The 14,385-nt window shown below is 39.1% G+C and carries 11 protein-coding genes and 1 pseudogene; 4 read left to right on the top strand and 8 right to left on the bottom strand.

Annotation, left to right across the window (positions count from 1 at the left end; translation table 11 throughout):
• The coding region (locus AC11ZT_RS10745) for a pyridoxal-phosphate-dependent aminotransferase family protein (RefSeq protein ID WP_484059587.1) at positions 1 to 1,188 on the top strand (1,188 nt) is incomplete at its 5' end.
• 27 nt (positions 1,189 to 1,215) lie between these two features.
• Positions 1,216 to 2,565, top strand: a complete 1,350-nt coding sequence (locus AC11ZT_RS10740; protein ID WP_484059586.1) for an allantoinase — start codon at positions 1,216 to 1,218, stop codon at positions 2,563 to 2,565.
• A gap of 84 nt (positions 2,566 to 2,649) precedes the next feature.
• Here the strand turns inward: AC11ZT_RS10740 and AC11ZT_RS10735 are convergent, their stop codons facing one another.
• Positions 2,650 to 4,737: a GAF domain-containing protein gene (locus tag AC11ZT_RS10735; RefSeq protein WP_484059585.1), complete on the bottom strand. Its 2,088-nt coding sequence runs from the start codon at positions 4,735 to 4,737 to the stop codon at positions 2,650 to 2,652.
• Between the two features lie 203 nt (positions 4,738 to 4,940).
• Between AC11ZT_RS10735 and AC11ZT_RS10730 the strand changes: the two are divergent.
• Positions 4,941 to 5,087 (top strand): annotated as a pseudogene (locus tag AC11ZT_RS10730) (PLP-dependent transferase); the annotation flags it as partial.
• A 119-nt stretch (positions 5,088 to 5,206) separates the two neighbouring features.
• Here AC11ZT_RS10730 and nspC read toward each other — a convergent pair.
• The 3 genes from nspC to AC11ZT_RS10715 all read right to left on the bottom strand — a co-directional run bounded on the left by nspC (position 5,207) and on the right by AC11ZT_RS10715 (position 9,901).
• Positions 5,207 to 6,343 (bottom strand): carboxynorspermidine decarboxylase, encoded by a 1,137-nt coding sequence (gene nspC, locus AC11ZT_RS10725; RefSeq protein ID WP_484059584.1) that lies wholly within the window; start codon positions 6,341 to 6,343, stop codon positions 5,207 to 5,209.
• An 11-nt stretch (positions 6,344 to 6,354) separates the two neighbouring features.
• Positions 6,355 to 7,554 carry a saccharopine dehydrogenase family protein gene (locus AC11ZT_RS10720; RefSeq protein WP_484059583.1) on the bottom strand — a complete coding sequence of 400 codons (1,200 nt, stop codon included), beginning with the start codon at positions 7,552 to 7,554 and terminating at the stop codon, positions 6,355 to 6,357.
• Between the two features lie 295 nt (positions 7,555 to 7,849).
• Positions 7,850 to 9,901, bottom strand: a complete 2,052-nt coding sequence (locus AC11ZT_RS10715) for an ATP-binding protein (RefSeq protein ID WP_484059582.1) — start codon at positions 9,899 to 9,901, stop codon at positions 7,850 to 7,852.
• Between the two features lie 345 nt (positions 9,902 to 10,246).
• On the opposite strand from AC11ZT_RS10715, the gene AC11ZT_RS10710 reads away from it, so the two are divergent.
• Positions 10,247 to 10,423, top strand: coding sequence for an anti-repressor SinI family protein (locus AC11ZT_RS10710; protein WP_484059581.1), 177 nt, complete (start codon positions 10,247 to 10,249; stop codon positions 10,421 to 10,423).
• A gap of 135 nt (positions 10,424 to 10,558) precedes the next feature.
• On the opposite strand, the gene AC11ZT_RS10705 is transcribed toward AC11ZT_RS10710, so the two are convergent.
• The 4 genes from AC11ZT_RS10705 to AC11ZT_RS10690 form a co-directional block, all read right to left on the bottom strand.
• Entirely contained in the window at positions 10,559 to 11,599 is a 1,041-nt protein-coding gene (locus AC11ZT_RS10705; RefSeq protein WP_484059580.1) for a threonine aldolase family protein, read from the bottom strand.
• Positions 11,600 to 11,711: 112 nt separating this feature from the next.
• Complete coding sequence (locus AC11ZT_RS10700) at positions 11,712 to 12,638, bottom strand: cation diffusion facilitator family transporter (RefSeq protein WP_484059579.1); 927 nt, start codon at positions 12,636 to 12,638, stop codon at positions 11,712 to 11,714.
• Positions 12,639 to 12,833: 195 nt separating this feature from the next.
• Entirely contained in the window at positions 12,834 to 13,571 is a 738-nt protein-coding gene (gene truA, locus AC11ZT_RS10695) for a tRNA pseudouridine(38-40) synthase TruA (RefSeq protein WP_484059578.1), read from the bottom strand.
• 97 nt (positions 13,572 to 13,668) lie between these two features.
• On the bottom strand, positions 13,669 to 14,385 hold a 717-nt coding region (locus AC11ZT_RS10690), incomplete at its 5' end, for a putative bifunctional diguanylate cyclase/phosphodiesterase (protein WP_484059577.1).

Here is a 14,385-nt window from a genome sequence, read left to right as displayed (position 1 = left end):
GATCCTCGCGTATTGCGGGCAATGAGTACACCTATATTAGGACAATTTGATCCAGCTTTTACAACGATTATGAATGAAGTAATGGATATGCTCCGCCAGGTGTTTCAAACTAAGAATCAATGGGCATTTCCGGTAGATGGAACGTCACGATCCGGGAATGAAGCCATTCTTTGCAGCATCATTGAACCTGGCGACCGTGTTTTCGTTCCAATCTTCGGTAGATTTGGTCATTTACTCGTAGAAATTTGCGAACGATACGGTGCCGAAGTCCACACTATCGAGTGTCCATGGGGAGAAGTATTTAATCCGCAGATCGTAATTGATGAAATGAAAAAGATATCTCCTAAAATTACAGCAATCGTACACGGTGAAACGTCTACCGGCTGTATGCAACCCCTACAAGAAATTGGCGCGGCATGCAGGGAACTGGATATTTTGCTCGTGGTTGATGCCGTTGCTTCCATTGGCGGTACTGAGGTGAAAGTAGATGAATGGATGATTGATGGCTTGATTGGAGGCACGCAGAAATGCTTGTCTGTCCCTTCTGGCATGGCACCCATTACGTATAATGAACGAATTGAAAAAATTATTTTAGCAAGAAAAAAAGTAGAACGTGGGATTGCAACCGATGATGAGCGCCAGCACTTATCAAATCATCCACCGATTATAAGCAATTATTTCGATTTAAGTATGCTACAGGATTACTGGGGACCAAGAAGATTGAACCATCATACCGAAGCAACATCCATGCTCTATGCACTCAGAGAAGGATTGCGTCTTGTCCTTGAGGAAGGATTAGATACTCGTTTTGCTCGGCATAAACTCCATGAAGCCGCACTAATTGCTGGTATAGAAGCAATGGGCTTACATTTGTTCGGAAACAGATTGCATAAGCTTCCTACCGTAACGAGTGTTACCATTCCTACAGGGATAGACGGAGAATCTGTAAGAAGCATGCTACTTCATGAATTCGGCATTGAAATAGCCAGCTCATTTGGTCCCTTGCAAGGAAAAATATGGAGAATTGGTACAATGGGATTTAGCTGCCGCAAAGAGAATATTCTCTTCCTGCTCGGAGCTCTTGAAGCCGTATTACTTCGTCATGATGTAAAAATAAACGTAGGCGAAGCGCTGCAAGCAGCGCTAGATGTATACAACGTAGAATCGCACAAAACCATTGTCTTGTAAGCTTAAAAGAAAGAAGGAGCGTTCCATATGTCTGTATATGATGTACTTATTAAAAATGGTCAGGTTGTCTTTCCAAATGAAGTAAGAAAAGCAGATATCGGCATTAAAGATGGAGTGATTGTCAATATTAGCGATCATTTGTACGGCTTAGCAGACTACGAATGGCAAGCAGATAATCAGTATGTATTTCCTGGCATGATCGATGTCCATGTCCATTTCAGCGAACCTGGGCGCGAGCATTGGGAAGGCTTTGAAACAGGTTCTGCCATGATGGCAGCAGGCGGATGTACGACTTATTTCGATATGCCATTAAACGGAATCCCCTCTACGGTTACAAAGCAAGCGCTTCATGAAAAAGCGGAAATTGGTTTGCAAAAATCAGTAGTAGATTTTGGACTCTGGGGCGGACTTGTGCCAGGTAATGAAGAAGACTTAACTCCACTTGCACAGGCAGGTGTAATCGGCTTCAAGGCATTCCTCTCCCCAACAGGAAATAAAGAATTTGAAGCCGTTGATGATTATACCTTACTAAGTGGGATGAAAAAAATTGCTTCTCTGAACAAAATTTTAGCCTTGCATGCAGAGAGTGCCACAATTACGGAATTGCTCAAACAGGAAAAAGAAAAAAGCGGTCTGCTTAGTAGCGATGATTATGCAGAATCAAGACCCTTCATTGCAGAAGCAGAAGCAGTAGAGCGTGCTCTTACCTATGCAGAAATTACAGGCTGCCGCCTCCACTTTGTCCATATTAGCAGTAATGCTGCAATCGAAAAAATAGAAGCTGCCAAACAAAGAGATATAGATGTAACCGTCGAAACCTGCCCCCACTATTTGCTTTTTAACCATGGCCATCTAGTAGAGAAAGGACCCATTGCAAAATGCGCCCCTCCCTTACGAGACGAAACAGAGCAGCGCCGATTAATCAATTGTTTACTAGAAGGAAAATTTGATATGATTTCCTCCGACCATTCCCCGTGTCCCTATGAATTAAAGGATCCGAAAATCCACGATATCTTTCATGCATGGGGAGGAATTAGTGGCGGACAATTTTCTCTCATGGCAATGATTGAACTTGCCCTATCCTATAACATTCCTTTTTCAAGTATCGCAAACTTGACAGCCGCCGCACCTGCCAAACGTTTCGGTCTATCCTCTCGAAAAGGAGAAATTCGTACCGGTATGGATGCGGACCTTGCCATCGTCTCGTTGAAATCCTTCCATGTAACAAAGGAAAACTTTCAGGCTAAGCATAAACATAGTCTTTATATCGGACATACCTTTCCATGTAAAATTATGGGGACATTTAACCAAGGTACATTGGTTGTGGATCACGGAAAGATTATGAAGAAATCAGGAGAATGGATAAAAACATCATGATTAAAAGCCCAAATCATGTATATCTCTTTAAGATTTGTACATGATTCGGGCTTATTTCTTCTTTAGATAGTCTACGACACATGATTACAGTTTAAATTTAACAAAAAAAGCAGTGCCAGCTTGTCCAGTTTGAATTTCGATTTTCGCATTATGACGGGCAGCTATAGCATAACTCACACCTAAACCTAACCCCGTCCCTTTTTCCTTTGTAGTGAAGAACGGAGTACCTAATTTTTCTAATACTTCAGGCTTAATTCCTTCTCCTTGATCTTGCACCACAAGAGTCACACAATCATCTTCCTTGTACGTTCTTATCGTTAAAACTTTTCCTTCACACATTGCTTCTAAACCGTTACGGTATAGGTTGATTAATAATTGGCGTATTTCATTCCGATTCAAAAGTAATTCTGGGATATCATTCGTATCTATTTCGATATTTTTATTTTGGTTAAATGCATCCACCTGAATTAGCGGGACTATATCATATATGATGGCATTTAAATCCAATTTCTGTAAATCTGATGTCCTTGTATTACTCATAGAAAGGAACTCTGTAATGATAGAATTGGCACGATCCAATTCTTCAATCATTACATGAAGATAATGTTTATATTTCTTAAATTCATCCTCTTCGTTTAACAGTTGTAGAAATCCCCTTACTGTTGTCATAGGATTTCGGATTTCATGGCTGATTCCTGCAGCCATTTGTCCAATTAACTCAAGCCCTGATAATCGTTTCAATTCTTTCTCATATTTCTTCGTTTCCGTTATATCCTTAACAAGACAACATATTCCTTCTTCGTCTGGGTACGAAACAATTTCATACCAATGATCATTATAATCAGAGTGGTATTCAAAATGTACTGGTATCCGTTCTAACATAACTTTATGGTATTGCTTATATAAGACTGTATCCACTAGTTCAGGAAATGTTTCCCATATATTTTTGCCCAAAACGTCATTTGCTTTTTTGTGAATCGGTAAAAATTGGTTCTTATTTAAATAAGTAAATCTCCAATCCTTACTTAAAGCTATAAATCCATCTGTAATACTTTCGATTACTTTTAAGTTTTTTTCGTTAGCAATGCTTAGTTCCTTGGTCCGTTTTTCAATCATGGTTTCAAGTTGGTTCATATATAACAAGCTAGATAACGTAGAAGTCGTGGCTTCCACAATAGATTGCGCCAACTGGATTTGTGATTCCGTGTAAATAAGATCGGTTCCTTCCAGATTGACAACTGAAATGATCCCTAACACCTCATCCATTGAAACTAACGGAATCATAAATAGACCTTTTATTCCATATTTTCGGCAAATGTCATGGTTCGGTCTGTCATCTGCATATACATTGGGAATAACGATGGACTTTTTTATTTTCATAATATGTTTCATTAATAAATCATAACTTTGGTCAATTTTTATCTTGGAACAGGTCTCTACCCAATCTTCATTTGTCTCGCCATTATCCTTATATGGATTGGCATGTATAATCCTTCTATTTGCTTCAGGATCCAGTAAGTGGACCCCTATATTAAAATTATCCAAAACCTTACCTAAGTTATAAAAACAGATTTGGAGACTTTCTTGCATCGTGGAACACATAGAAAGGTCACGAGTAACATCAAGTAACAGCTGCTTTTCTGAAATAAGTTTTTCCTTTTGTGTTAAATACTTTGCATTTCGAATGGCAACTGCAACCATATTTACATACGCCTCAACACTTTGAATTTCAGATTTTGTCAGGTTCATAGCAATTCCATAATCAAATAAAAATACCAGACCATAAAGCTCTTGCTCAAATGAAATAGGTAAACCTAGTATAGATTTAATATGAAATGCTTGCACTGATGCAGGATAGGGACGATCATCCATTGACGTATCAGGAATGTAGATGGTTCTATTTGTTGCAATTACTTCTTTTGCCAACCTATCTATTTCAGGATCAATCACCTGTGAATCAAGAGTAACACCATTAATACTTTTTGGCTTTCCAGCAAACCCTTTGAATGTGCCATCTCCTTGCGGCAAGAAAATACCCACTGCATCACATTGGACGACTTCTTCAGATATGGCAGTCGTTACATATTCTAACACTTCACTTAATTCTAACCTCATATTAATTAATTTTGTTATATTTGCAAGTCGGGAATACCTCGTTTGGTCACTTACCATGTGCATAACCCCAATCACTTGGTTTAATCTGTTTAGGTAGCTGTAAATATTCCTATAGTTATCTCAATGAAACGAAAACAGACAATTCTTCATCGTATTCAGTATACAATCTTATGATTCTTATTTTACATTAGTCTCTATAGCATTTAATACAAAAAACTCATTTACTTTTGATAATATTCATGTACTTGCAAAAACGATACATAGTTGTACATATGCGGGAAGGGGGTATGAACGAAGAACAAATGAAAACAGCTGGAATTCCAGCAACTTTCGTCCGCTATTAGGTTGGATTAGAACATAGTAAGGACTTAAAGGCTGATTTGCTGCAAGCATTACAAGCCATTTAAATAGATATGTTCATTAAATAAAGCATGGTAAGCTTTAGACAAAGGAAAGTAATGTCTAATGCTTGCCATGCTTTTGCTTCATATAATAATTAAGTTATAAACTACTAAATAACAAAACCTTAGGACAACCGTGACGCATAATCTTCGTATTTAAATTGTTTCACAACCTGAATTCCCTCTTCTTCATTAAAACGAGCAATCGAAGGGAGATTGACACCGTTAAACATATGATTTTTTACCATTGTATAGTGGGCCATGTCACAGAATACGAGTCTATCACCTGGTTTTAATGGTTCCTTAAAGGAATAATCGCCGATTACGTCACCAGCTAAGCATGTAAGCCCGCCAAGCCGGTACGTATACGCATATTCATTTGGCTGACCTGCATCAATGATGTTTGGTCGATACGGCATTTCAATGACATCCGGCATATGGCACGTTGCCGAAGTATCCAAGATGGCAATATCCATGCCGTTATTTACGATATCTTCAACCGTCGCAACTAGATATCCTGTGTTTAAAGCAACTGCCTCGCCTGGTTCTAAGTATACATGCACATCATACTTATCCTGTACATACTGAATCGTACGAACAAGCTTTTCTACATCATAATCTGGGCGAGTGATATGGTGACCCCCGCCAAAATTAATCCATTTCATCTTCTTCATATATTCGCCGAACTTTTCTTCTACTACCTTGATCGTACGTTCAAGCGTATCAGAATTTTGCTCACACATCGTATGGAAATGAATACCGTCGATACCATCTAAATCTTCTGGTTTAAGGTTCGCTAACGTTACCCCAAATCTTGAATATGGTGAGCAAGGATTGTAAAGTGGTACTTCAATCTCTGAATATTCGGGATTTACTCGAAGTCCGCATTCAATTTTTTTCGGTGATTGCTTCACTTTTTCTTTGTATTTGTTCCACTGAGAAAAGGAATTAAATACAATATGATCACAGTAGGATAGAAGCTCATCAAATTCCTGCTCGACATAGGCAGGAGCAAAAGCATGAACTTCCTTCCCCATTTTTTCATATCCAAGTCTTGCTTCAAATAAAGAACTGGCTGTAATCCCCTTTAAATACTGACCAACGAGAGGAAATACAGAATACATGGAGAATCCTTTTAAAGCAAGAAGAATACTGCAGCCCGTCCGTTCTTGCACCGAATTCAGTAGCTCTAAATTTTTCTTAAGAAGTCTTTCGTCCACAACATAACAAGGTGAAGGTAGTGCTTGAAAATCTAAATTCATCCGCTATACCCCTAGTCTAATAATGTTGGCGCGAAATCTTCTTGCCAAGGTAGTCCAAATTTATTCAATGCTTCCATAAATGGATCTGGATCGAATTCTTCTACATTGTATACGCCTGGCTTTTTCCAAATTCCCTTGATAACTAGCATTGCACCGATCATAGCAGGTACTCCTGTTGTATAGGAAATAGCCTGTGAACCAACCTCTTTATAGCATTCTTGGTGATCACAAACGTTGTATACATAGTACGTTTTCGGCTTACCATCTTTCACACCTTGGAAAATACAGCCGATATTCGTTTTTCCTTTTGTTCTTGGTCCAAGAGACGCTGGATCTGGAAGAACAGCCTTTAAGAATTGAAGAGGAACAATTTCCTTACCTTCGTACATAATTGGTTCAATTGAAGTCATCCCAACATTTTCAAGAACACGTAAATGAGTCAGGTATTTTTCTGAGAACGTCATCCAGAATCGGATACGCTTAATTCCTGTTATGTTAAGAGCTAACGATTCTAACTCTTCATGGTGTAAAAGGTAGATATCTTTCGGACCGATTTCCGGAAGATCGTACACTTTTTTAATAGATAGAGGTTCCGTTTCGATAAACTTACCATCTTCGTAATAGCTACCGTTTGCAGTAATTTCACGAATATTAATTTCTGGGTTGAAGTTTGTTGCAAATGGATATCCATGATCTCCAGCATTCGCATCCACAATATCAATGGAATGAATTTCATCAAAATAATGCTTTAGTGCATACGCACTAAATACACCTGTTACACCCGGATCAAATCCGCTACCAAGCACAGCAGTTAATCCTGCTTTTTCAAATTTCTCTTTATAAGCCCATTGCCATTTATATTCAAATTTCGCCGTATCAAGCGGCTCATAGTTAGCTGTATCTACGTAATGAACACCTGTTGCAAGGCATGCATCCATAATCGTTAAATCTTGGTAAGGAAGCGCAACATTAATAACAACATCTGGTTCAAAGCCCTTGATTAATTCTATTAATTCTTCTGTATTATCAGCATCCACCTGAGCTGTTTGAATCTTTGTGCGACCACCAGATAATTTATCTTTTAAAGCATCACATTTTGCAACTGTTCTGCTTGCAATAAGTATTTCTTCGAAAACTTCAGCATTTTGACAACATTTATGAACTACAACACTAGCAACACCGCCAGCGCCAATAATTAAAGCTTTTCCCAATTCACTAACCTCCATCTCTCAGATTAAATAAGCATCATTTTACAGAAAAACTTTCAAAACATCAAGAAAAACTAAAAAGACAGATAACTTAATGCTTTCCTAAACAAAATAAAAGGACTCCCTAATGCAGAAAAAACCTTCTACATGAAGAGGATCCATAACGTTTTCACTATACCAAAACTTACTGGTATTGAAAAGCGAATTTAAGCTTTTAATGAAAAAATTACATTATTTCTTCTCGAATGTATATATTTTACAATATTTCGAAATATTATTTCAGTACCGACCATTTGCTCTACATCCACCTATTATTCAGCATTTCTGCAAAGTTTGCTATTGCATTTTGTAGATGTCGATAGAAGGTTGCCCTACTCATATTACATGCCTTCTCTGCTGCTATACGGTTATTTGCGTGCGTATAGTAGGTAATATATAAGAGATTGCGGTCTTTTTCTGACAGACCAATGTCTTCATTTATAAGAAAGGATAGCATATACTTTTGCAGTTTTATTCCGCTTTCTATCCCTAAGAACAAAGGAACAAACGATTGGAGCTGAGCAGGTTCATGCAACGCTGATAGAAGCTTACGAACTTCTCGTTTCGTTAAATCTTTGGATAGTACCGACTGCTTCTGAATAGATTGCTCTGACAAAAAAGACATCACCCACTTTCCAAAGTTATTGTGCCTTAAATCTATCTCTAGTACATCTGCCTTAGCATAGGACGTATCGCAATTCCGGGATTTGGTGGGACGAAGATGAAAGCCGATCTTTTGCAGGAATACTTTCAAATTTGAATCTGTAGCTACCAAAACTGCCCGTAATCCCTCGCCCAGCATAGATAATCGATCTAACGTTAACAAACCAACAAGCTCTTCTCTCGTATATCCAGGAATTTGATTCCGCGCTGCCCCCAACACAGCGTAATACGTGTCAGCCTGATTGGGATCACAGTTTAATTCATTCAGTTCACAGCATTCTGTAAGCTCGGCAGAAAAGTAACGTAGCAAAAGGCGACTCGTGTCTTTATATAAAAGTACAGAAATAAACATAGCAATTGGTTCACCATCTGCGCCTCTAAGTACTACTATGCTTTCAGGAAAGGAAAAAGCGAGATCATCAAGAAATGCATGATAGATTTTTTCGCTTTGATCTGAATCCGTACTGTACTGGCACCATTCACTAAGCAAATTGTGTAGCGTAGGTAAATCTTGTTTATGTATGGGTTCAAGTGGAGATATGTTAGAATGAACCGATACATCAACATACTCGTGATGCATAGGAAACATATCCTTGCATAGCATCAGCATTTGGGCAGCAATCATTCTGCGTTTTCCCCGGTCTGCAGTTTGTAGCTGCTTGTACAAAATTGCTGCCGCTTTTACCCTAAGAACATGTAGCCTCTTCGGCTCACGTATTCTAAAATCTCGTAGAAGGTGCATGCGAGCTAGGTCATGAAGTGCAAGTCCTTCTGGTACTGACTGCACAAATGACATTTGACGAAGCATTTGATACTGCCGCACACTAACAGGCTTCTCTAATACAAGAGACAATATCTCCTGGCTGGCGTGTTGCAGCACTATCAATACATCAACCAACGGCTGTAGCTCTTCTGATGTCAATTCCCGCAACACATGAACACTTATTGTTTGAGAAACGATCATTTTATCCACTTTAGATGGGTCATTATGCTTAACAGCTGCGTCTACAGCCAATGCTAGCGCTAACGGATGTCCATCCGAAGCACGTGCCATTTCCCCCACCATATCTTTCTTAAATGACCCGGCTGAATTAATATAAGCAGCCGTTTCATCATAGGATAGATAGGTCAGTGGTAGTTCGGTTACATACTCTCCCCATATTGAGTTCGTCTTCCAAGCAAGTGACAAAACAGGACGAGACGCAAACAAAATCGTAATACCATAAGGTGATAGCTTGGGCATAAAAACCTCTATTAACCATCCTTCTAATACAGACAGATTTTCATAATTATCAATACAAAGAACCATTCTACGATTCGAAGTGGTATGAAATAGAAAATCCAGAGGGCGTGCGGATTCCAAATTCCATGCCTCTAATCCAATTGTCACAGACAAATATTCCAAGAAGCCTGCTGGTGTCGGAGTACAAGAACGACCATCTAGCCATATACCCATCGCATTTCTTTCTTTCGCACTACGCATCATTTCAGACATTAACGAGCTTTTTCCGATGCCTCCCATTCCTGAGATGAAAAATAAACGCAAAGGTGCAAGCGGATCATTTAACCAATTATTCCATTTGTACTTTTCTGCACTTCGACCGACAAAGCGCCTTTGTTTTCTATCGTTTTCTTGTGATTCCCCCATAGAAACTCCCCTCAATCGCTACTTTCTTTTCTATCATTATACTTATATATCCTTATATGAGACAATATTGAGACTCCTATCTATGCATAATGTGGTAAAAATTATACATAGATGTTTTCAATCTATCTTTTATTTTGGCTCTTTTCGCATAAATTGTTGTTTTTAGACCATACTTTGCCCGTTGATCTCCGCTCCAATCAACTCAGATAGATAAAATAAAAACATCTAAATAGCAACAAACTTTACGAAAATGCCTTTATTTTTCATTATACTTATTCGTTTTCTTCCGTATCTCTTCGTTTCTATATCCCCAACCTAGTTCATAAAACAAGGAGGAATTATTCTGTGTCAACCCCATATACGCCAAAGGAAGAATGGGATTCAGAATGGATTGAGCTATTACTATATGCCAAAAAATTAGGATTTACGCCCGAAGAAATTCGGCATTTTTTCGAATCTACACCACCCCGAAATCAAGAGGAAAATCGATTACTCAATAACTGCGTTATACTTCAAAAATAAAGCCAACCTACTAGGCTGGCTTCTATGTTACTCTATTTCGTTATTGCTGCACCTAGGGCGACCTCCACATTTGCCCCTCTGCTTACCGCTTTCCCTGCTTTTTTTCCTTTTCGAGCATCAATCTGCCTCTTTGGTTTACACAAGCCCCTTCTCAATTTCCCTCACTAGCTCCTGCACTGCACGTTCCTCTGTTGCCCAGCTTGTACAGAAACGAACTGCGCTAGTATGAGAATCGACTTTTTGCCAAAGTGTATAAGCAAAATGAGCACTTAATCTTTCTAATTCTTTATTTGGGATAATCGGAAATTGTTGATTCGTAGTCGATTCCGTCAGAAACGTATAGCCTTTATTTACACACGCTTCTTTAATTAATGCAGCCATGTCATTTGCGTGCTTGGACATAGAAAAATATAAGTCATCCTCAAACATTGCGAGAAATTGCAAGCCGAGCAATCTCCCTTTCGCAAGCATACCGCCCTTTTGCTTTAGCATGTACCGAAAATCTTTCTTTACTTCCTTATTACGGATAACAAGTGCCTCTCCAAACAATGCGCCTATCTTTGTTCCGCCAATATAGAAAGCATCACAAAGTTCTGCGATGGTCGGTAGATCAAGATCATTGTCTTCCGCTGCGAGAGCATAGCCTAAGCGAGCGCCGTCTAAGTAAAGAATGAGATCATTTTTCTTACATACGTCATGAATGGCAGTCAGTTCGGCCTTGCTATAGATTGTCCCAAGCTCTGTTGGATTGGATACATAGACTAGCTTTGGCTGTACGAGGTGCTCATGGGCCCTATCCTCCATATGTTCCTCATATGCTAGCTGAACTTGCTCTGCGGTTATTTTTCCATCTGTGTTGGGCATTGCTAGTACTTTATGTCCGGTTGCTTCAATCGCACCACTTTCATGTCCGTTAATATGCCCGGTATCTGCACTTAGTGCCCCTTGATGCGGACGAAGAGCGGCTGAAATAAATGTTAAATTAGTCTGCGTTCCCCCGACTAGAAAATGCACATCTACATCCTCACGCATACACTTTTCCTTAATAAGCTGAATAGCCTTTTCACAATAAGGATCTTCTCCGTATCCGATTGTTTGCTCTAAATTTGTCTCCATAAGCTTTTCCAAAACCTTTGGATGGGCACCCTCACTATAATCATTTGTAAAACGTATCATTTCTAACGACCTTCTTTTTTCCTTTTATTATAATATAAATTGCACATATAATAGCAAGAAAATCCCCCAAACCAATGAGGTTAAGGGGACCAATTCACATTCATTATGCCAATCAAACAGAATCCTCAGGAGCTAAGGAACACGAGTAGGTTCCTGTTTCAATTTGAATGGTCGCATGCTCAATTCCAAATTGGTCATGTAACTCCTTACATACTTGCTGCAGCAAACGATCATTATCCTCTAGATCAGAACGAATTAAATGGACGGTTAATGCAGCATCTGTTGTACTCATTCCCCATACATGTAAATCGTGTACCTCCGTAACCGTAGGTATCTTCTGCAAATACGTCTTAATGCCTTTCACATCGATTCCAGCTGGAACAGCATCTAGAGAAAGATCAAGCGATTCCTTAAGCAGACTCCACGTTCCAATTAAAATCACAATCGCAATGAGTAAGCTAACAAGTGGATCTAACCATTGCCACCCTGTCCAAAGAATAACAAATCCTGCAATGACAACCCCTACCGAAACCAATGCATCCCCAGCCATATGTATGAAGGCTCCTCGAATGTTTAAGTCCTGTTTTCCACCTGACATAAACAGGAGAGCCGTACTTGTATTAATGATGATACCAATCACTGCTACAATAATCACCGTTGTACCCGCAACAGGGGCAGGAGTGGAAAAACGCTGAATTGCTTCCCATGCAATCGCACCGACAGCAATAAGCAAGAAAACTGCGTTAAACAGTGCCGCTAAAATCGTACTTCTCTTATATCCATAGGTCCGCTTAGGAGTAGGTACCTTCTTCCCGAGCCAAACCGCGAACCAAGCTACAATTAACCCCAAAACATCACTTAAGTTATGTCCTGCGTCAGCTAGCAATGCCAAAGAATCCCCAAGAATTCCGTACGTAGCCTCCACAATAATGAAAAACGTATTTAAGACAATACCAAACCCAAATGCAAAGCCATAATTTCCTGCATGATGATCATGTCCATGGTGATGCCCTTTACTTTCTGTGTGATGATGAGCCATATTTACATTCTCCTACTAGTATGAAATTCTTAATATATTTTGTGAACAACCATAGTAATTTCGATGTCACTATCAATAAATCCTCTTCTTTTTGCTACTTGAAGCGTTTTTAAAAGTAGCGGCTCTTTAGATCATTTCTTATTATTGAATAAAAAAGAAGACTCCTGCATTTCTAAGCGCAAGAGTTTCCCTTTTTTAATACTCAATGTGTTCCAAATAGAGACCACCCGGCTCAGCTAGAAGACTTACTAGACTTCGGTCCTTTGCTTCCAGCATGCTTGGTATATTTGCAGGATTTAGTTCCCCAAGCCCAACTTGAATTAGTGTTCCGACCATTTTTCTAACCATATTATATAGAAATCCATCCCCGCTCACCCGAATATCGATAAAGCCGCCATTTCTTTCTAATTCAATGGAATTGATGTGACGAACCATCGATTTTTTCTTCGACTTTGCATTGGAGAATGCCGTAAAGTCATGCTCCCCAAGAAAACATTGACTCGCCTTCTTCATGTGCTCGATATCTAGCGGTTGCTCGACATGCATGCTGTATTTTCTCATAAAGGGATTTGTATGATCTTCGTTCCAAATCTTATACAAATAGGTCTTCGTCTTTGCATTATACCGAGCATGAAACCGTTCCGGAACTAATGTAACCTCGGTAACACTAATATCACGAGGCAGATATTGATGGAAGTAACTTTTGATTTCATATTCAGTCAAATTTTCTTCTACTTTAAAATTGGCAATTTGGGCAAGTGCATGTACCCCTGCATCCGTTCTACTGCAGCCGATGATTTCAATCTCTCTTCCAAGTAACTCAGATAATACATTCTCTATTTTCCCTTGAATGGTACTCTCACCACTGCCGAGCCGTTGCCAGCCCTTATAGCGATTCCCATCATATTGTATGATTAATTTGTAATTGTTCATTCGTTCTCCTTCTGTATATAGTAATGTAAATCATGAAAATAGTCAGACAGCTCTTATATTTTAAAATAGTTGTCCAATTAAGCAACATACCCTACCTCTACATATTTATACCGCGATCTGAACTCCATTCTCCAATTCCAGTTATAGAATATACATTATTTTGTATTTTATCGAAGTTCGCTGATATTTCTTCAGGAGGAAGAGGTTTACTGAACAAATATCCTTGAATCGTATCACAATCCCGTTTTGCTAAAAAGGAAAACTGTCCCACTTCCTCTACACCTTCAGCAATAACCTTCAATCTAAGGTGCTTCGCCATCGAGATAATCATAGAAATCAGAGCGGCATCATGGCTATTCGATTGGACATTACAAACGAATGAACGGTCTATTTTCAAACAGTCAATCGGAAAATCCTTTAAATAAGACATAGATGAATAACCGGTTCCAAAGTCATCAACCGCGATATTAACTCCTAATCTCTTCAACTCATGCAACAATTCAATTGCATGGCTCGTATCCATCGTCATACTTTCCGTAATCTCCAATTCAAGATAGTGCGGAGAAAGATTTGTCTTCACCAAAACATCCTCCACCATCTTCACCAAATTTTGTTGAAAGAATTGTCGAATGGATAAATTAACTGCAACTCGAATATTCGAGATTCCCTCTTCATGCCACTGTTTAACCTGTTTACAAGCCGTTTCTAATATCCATTCCCCAATCGGTACAATAAGACCTGTTTCTTCCGCAATTGGAATGAATGTAACTGGAGAAATCCACCCTTTTTCTGGATGCTTCCATCTAAGTAAAGC

Source organism: Ectobacillus sp., assembly GCF_056992975.1.
This window is presented reverse-complemented; position numbering and strand designations above follow the sequence as displayed.

Coding starts and splice junctions, on each gene's coding strand:
- AC11ZT_RS10735 (WP_484059585.1), bottom strand. CDS start 4,737: ATGGTAAGTGACCAAACGAGGTATTCCCGACTTGCAAATATAACAAAA.
- AC11ZT_RS10715 (WP_484059582.1), bottom strand. CDS start 9,901: ATGGGGGAATCACAAGAAAACGATAGAAAACAAAGGCGCTTTGTCGGT.
- AC11ZT_RS10705 (WP_484059580.1), bottom strand. CDS start 11,599: ATGATACGTTTTACAAATGATTATAGTGAGGGTGCCCATCCAAAGGTT.
- truA (WP_484059578.1), bottom strand. CDS start 13,571: ATGAACAATTACAAATTAATCATACAATATGATGGGAATCGCTATAAG.
- AC11ZT_RS10740 (WP_484059586.1), top strand. CDS start 1,216: ATGTCTGTATATGATGTACTTATTAAAAATGGTCAGGTTGTCTTTCCA.
- AC11ZT_RS10700 (WP_484059579.1), bottom strand. CDS start 12,638: ATGGCTCATCATCACACAGAAAGTAAAGGGCATCACCATGGACATGAT.
- nspC (WP_484059584.1), bottom strand. CDS start 6,343: ATGAATTTAGATTTTCAAGCACTACCTTCACCTTGTTATGTTGTGGAC.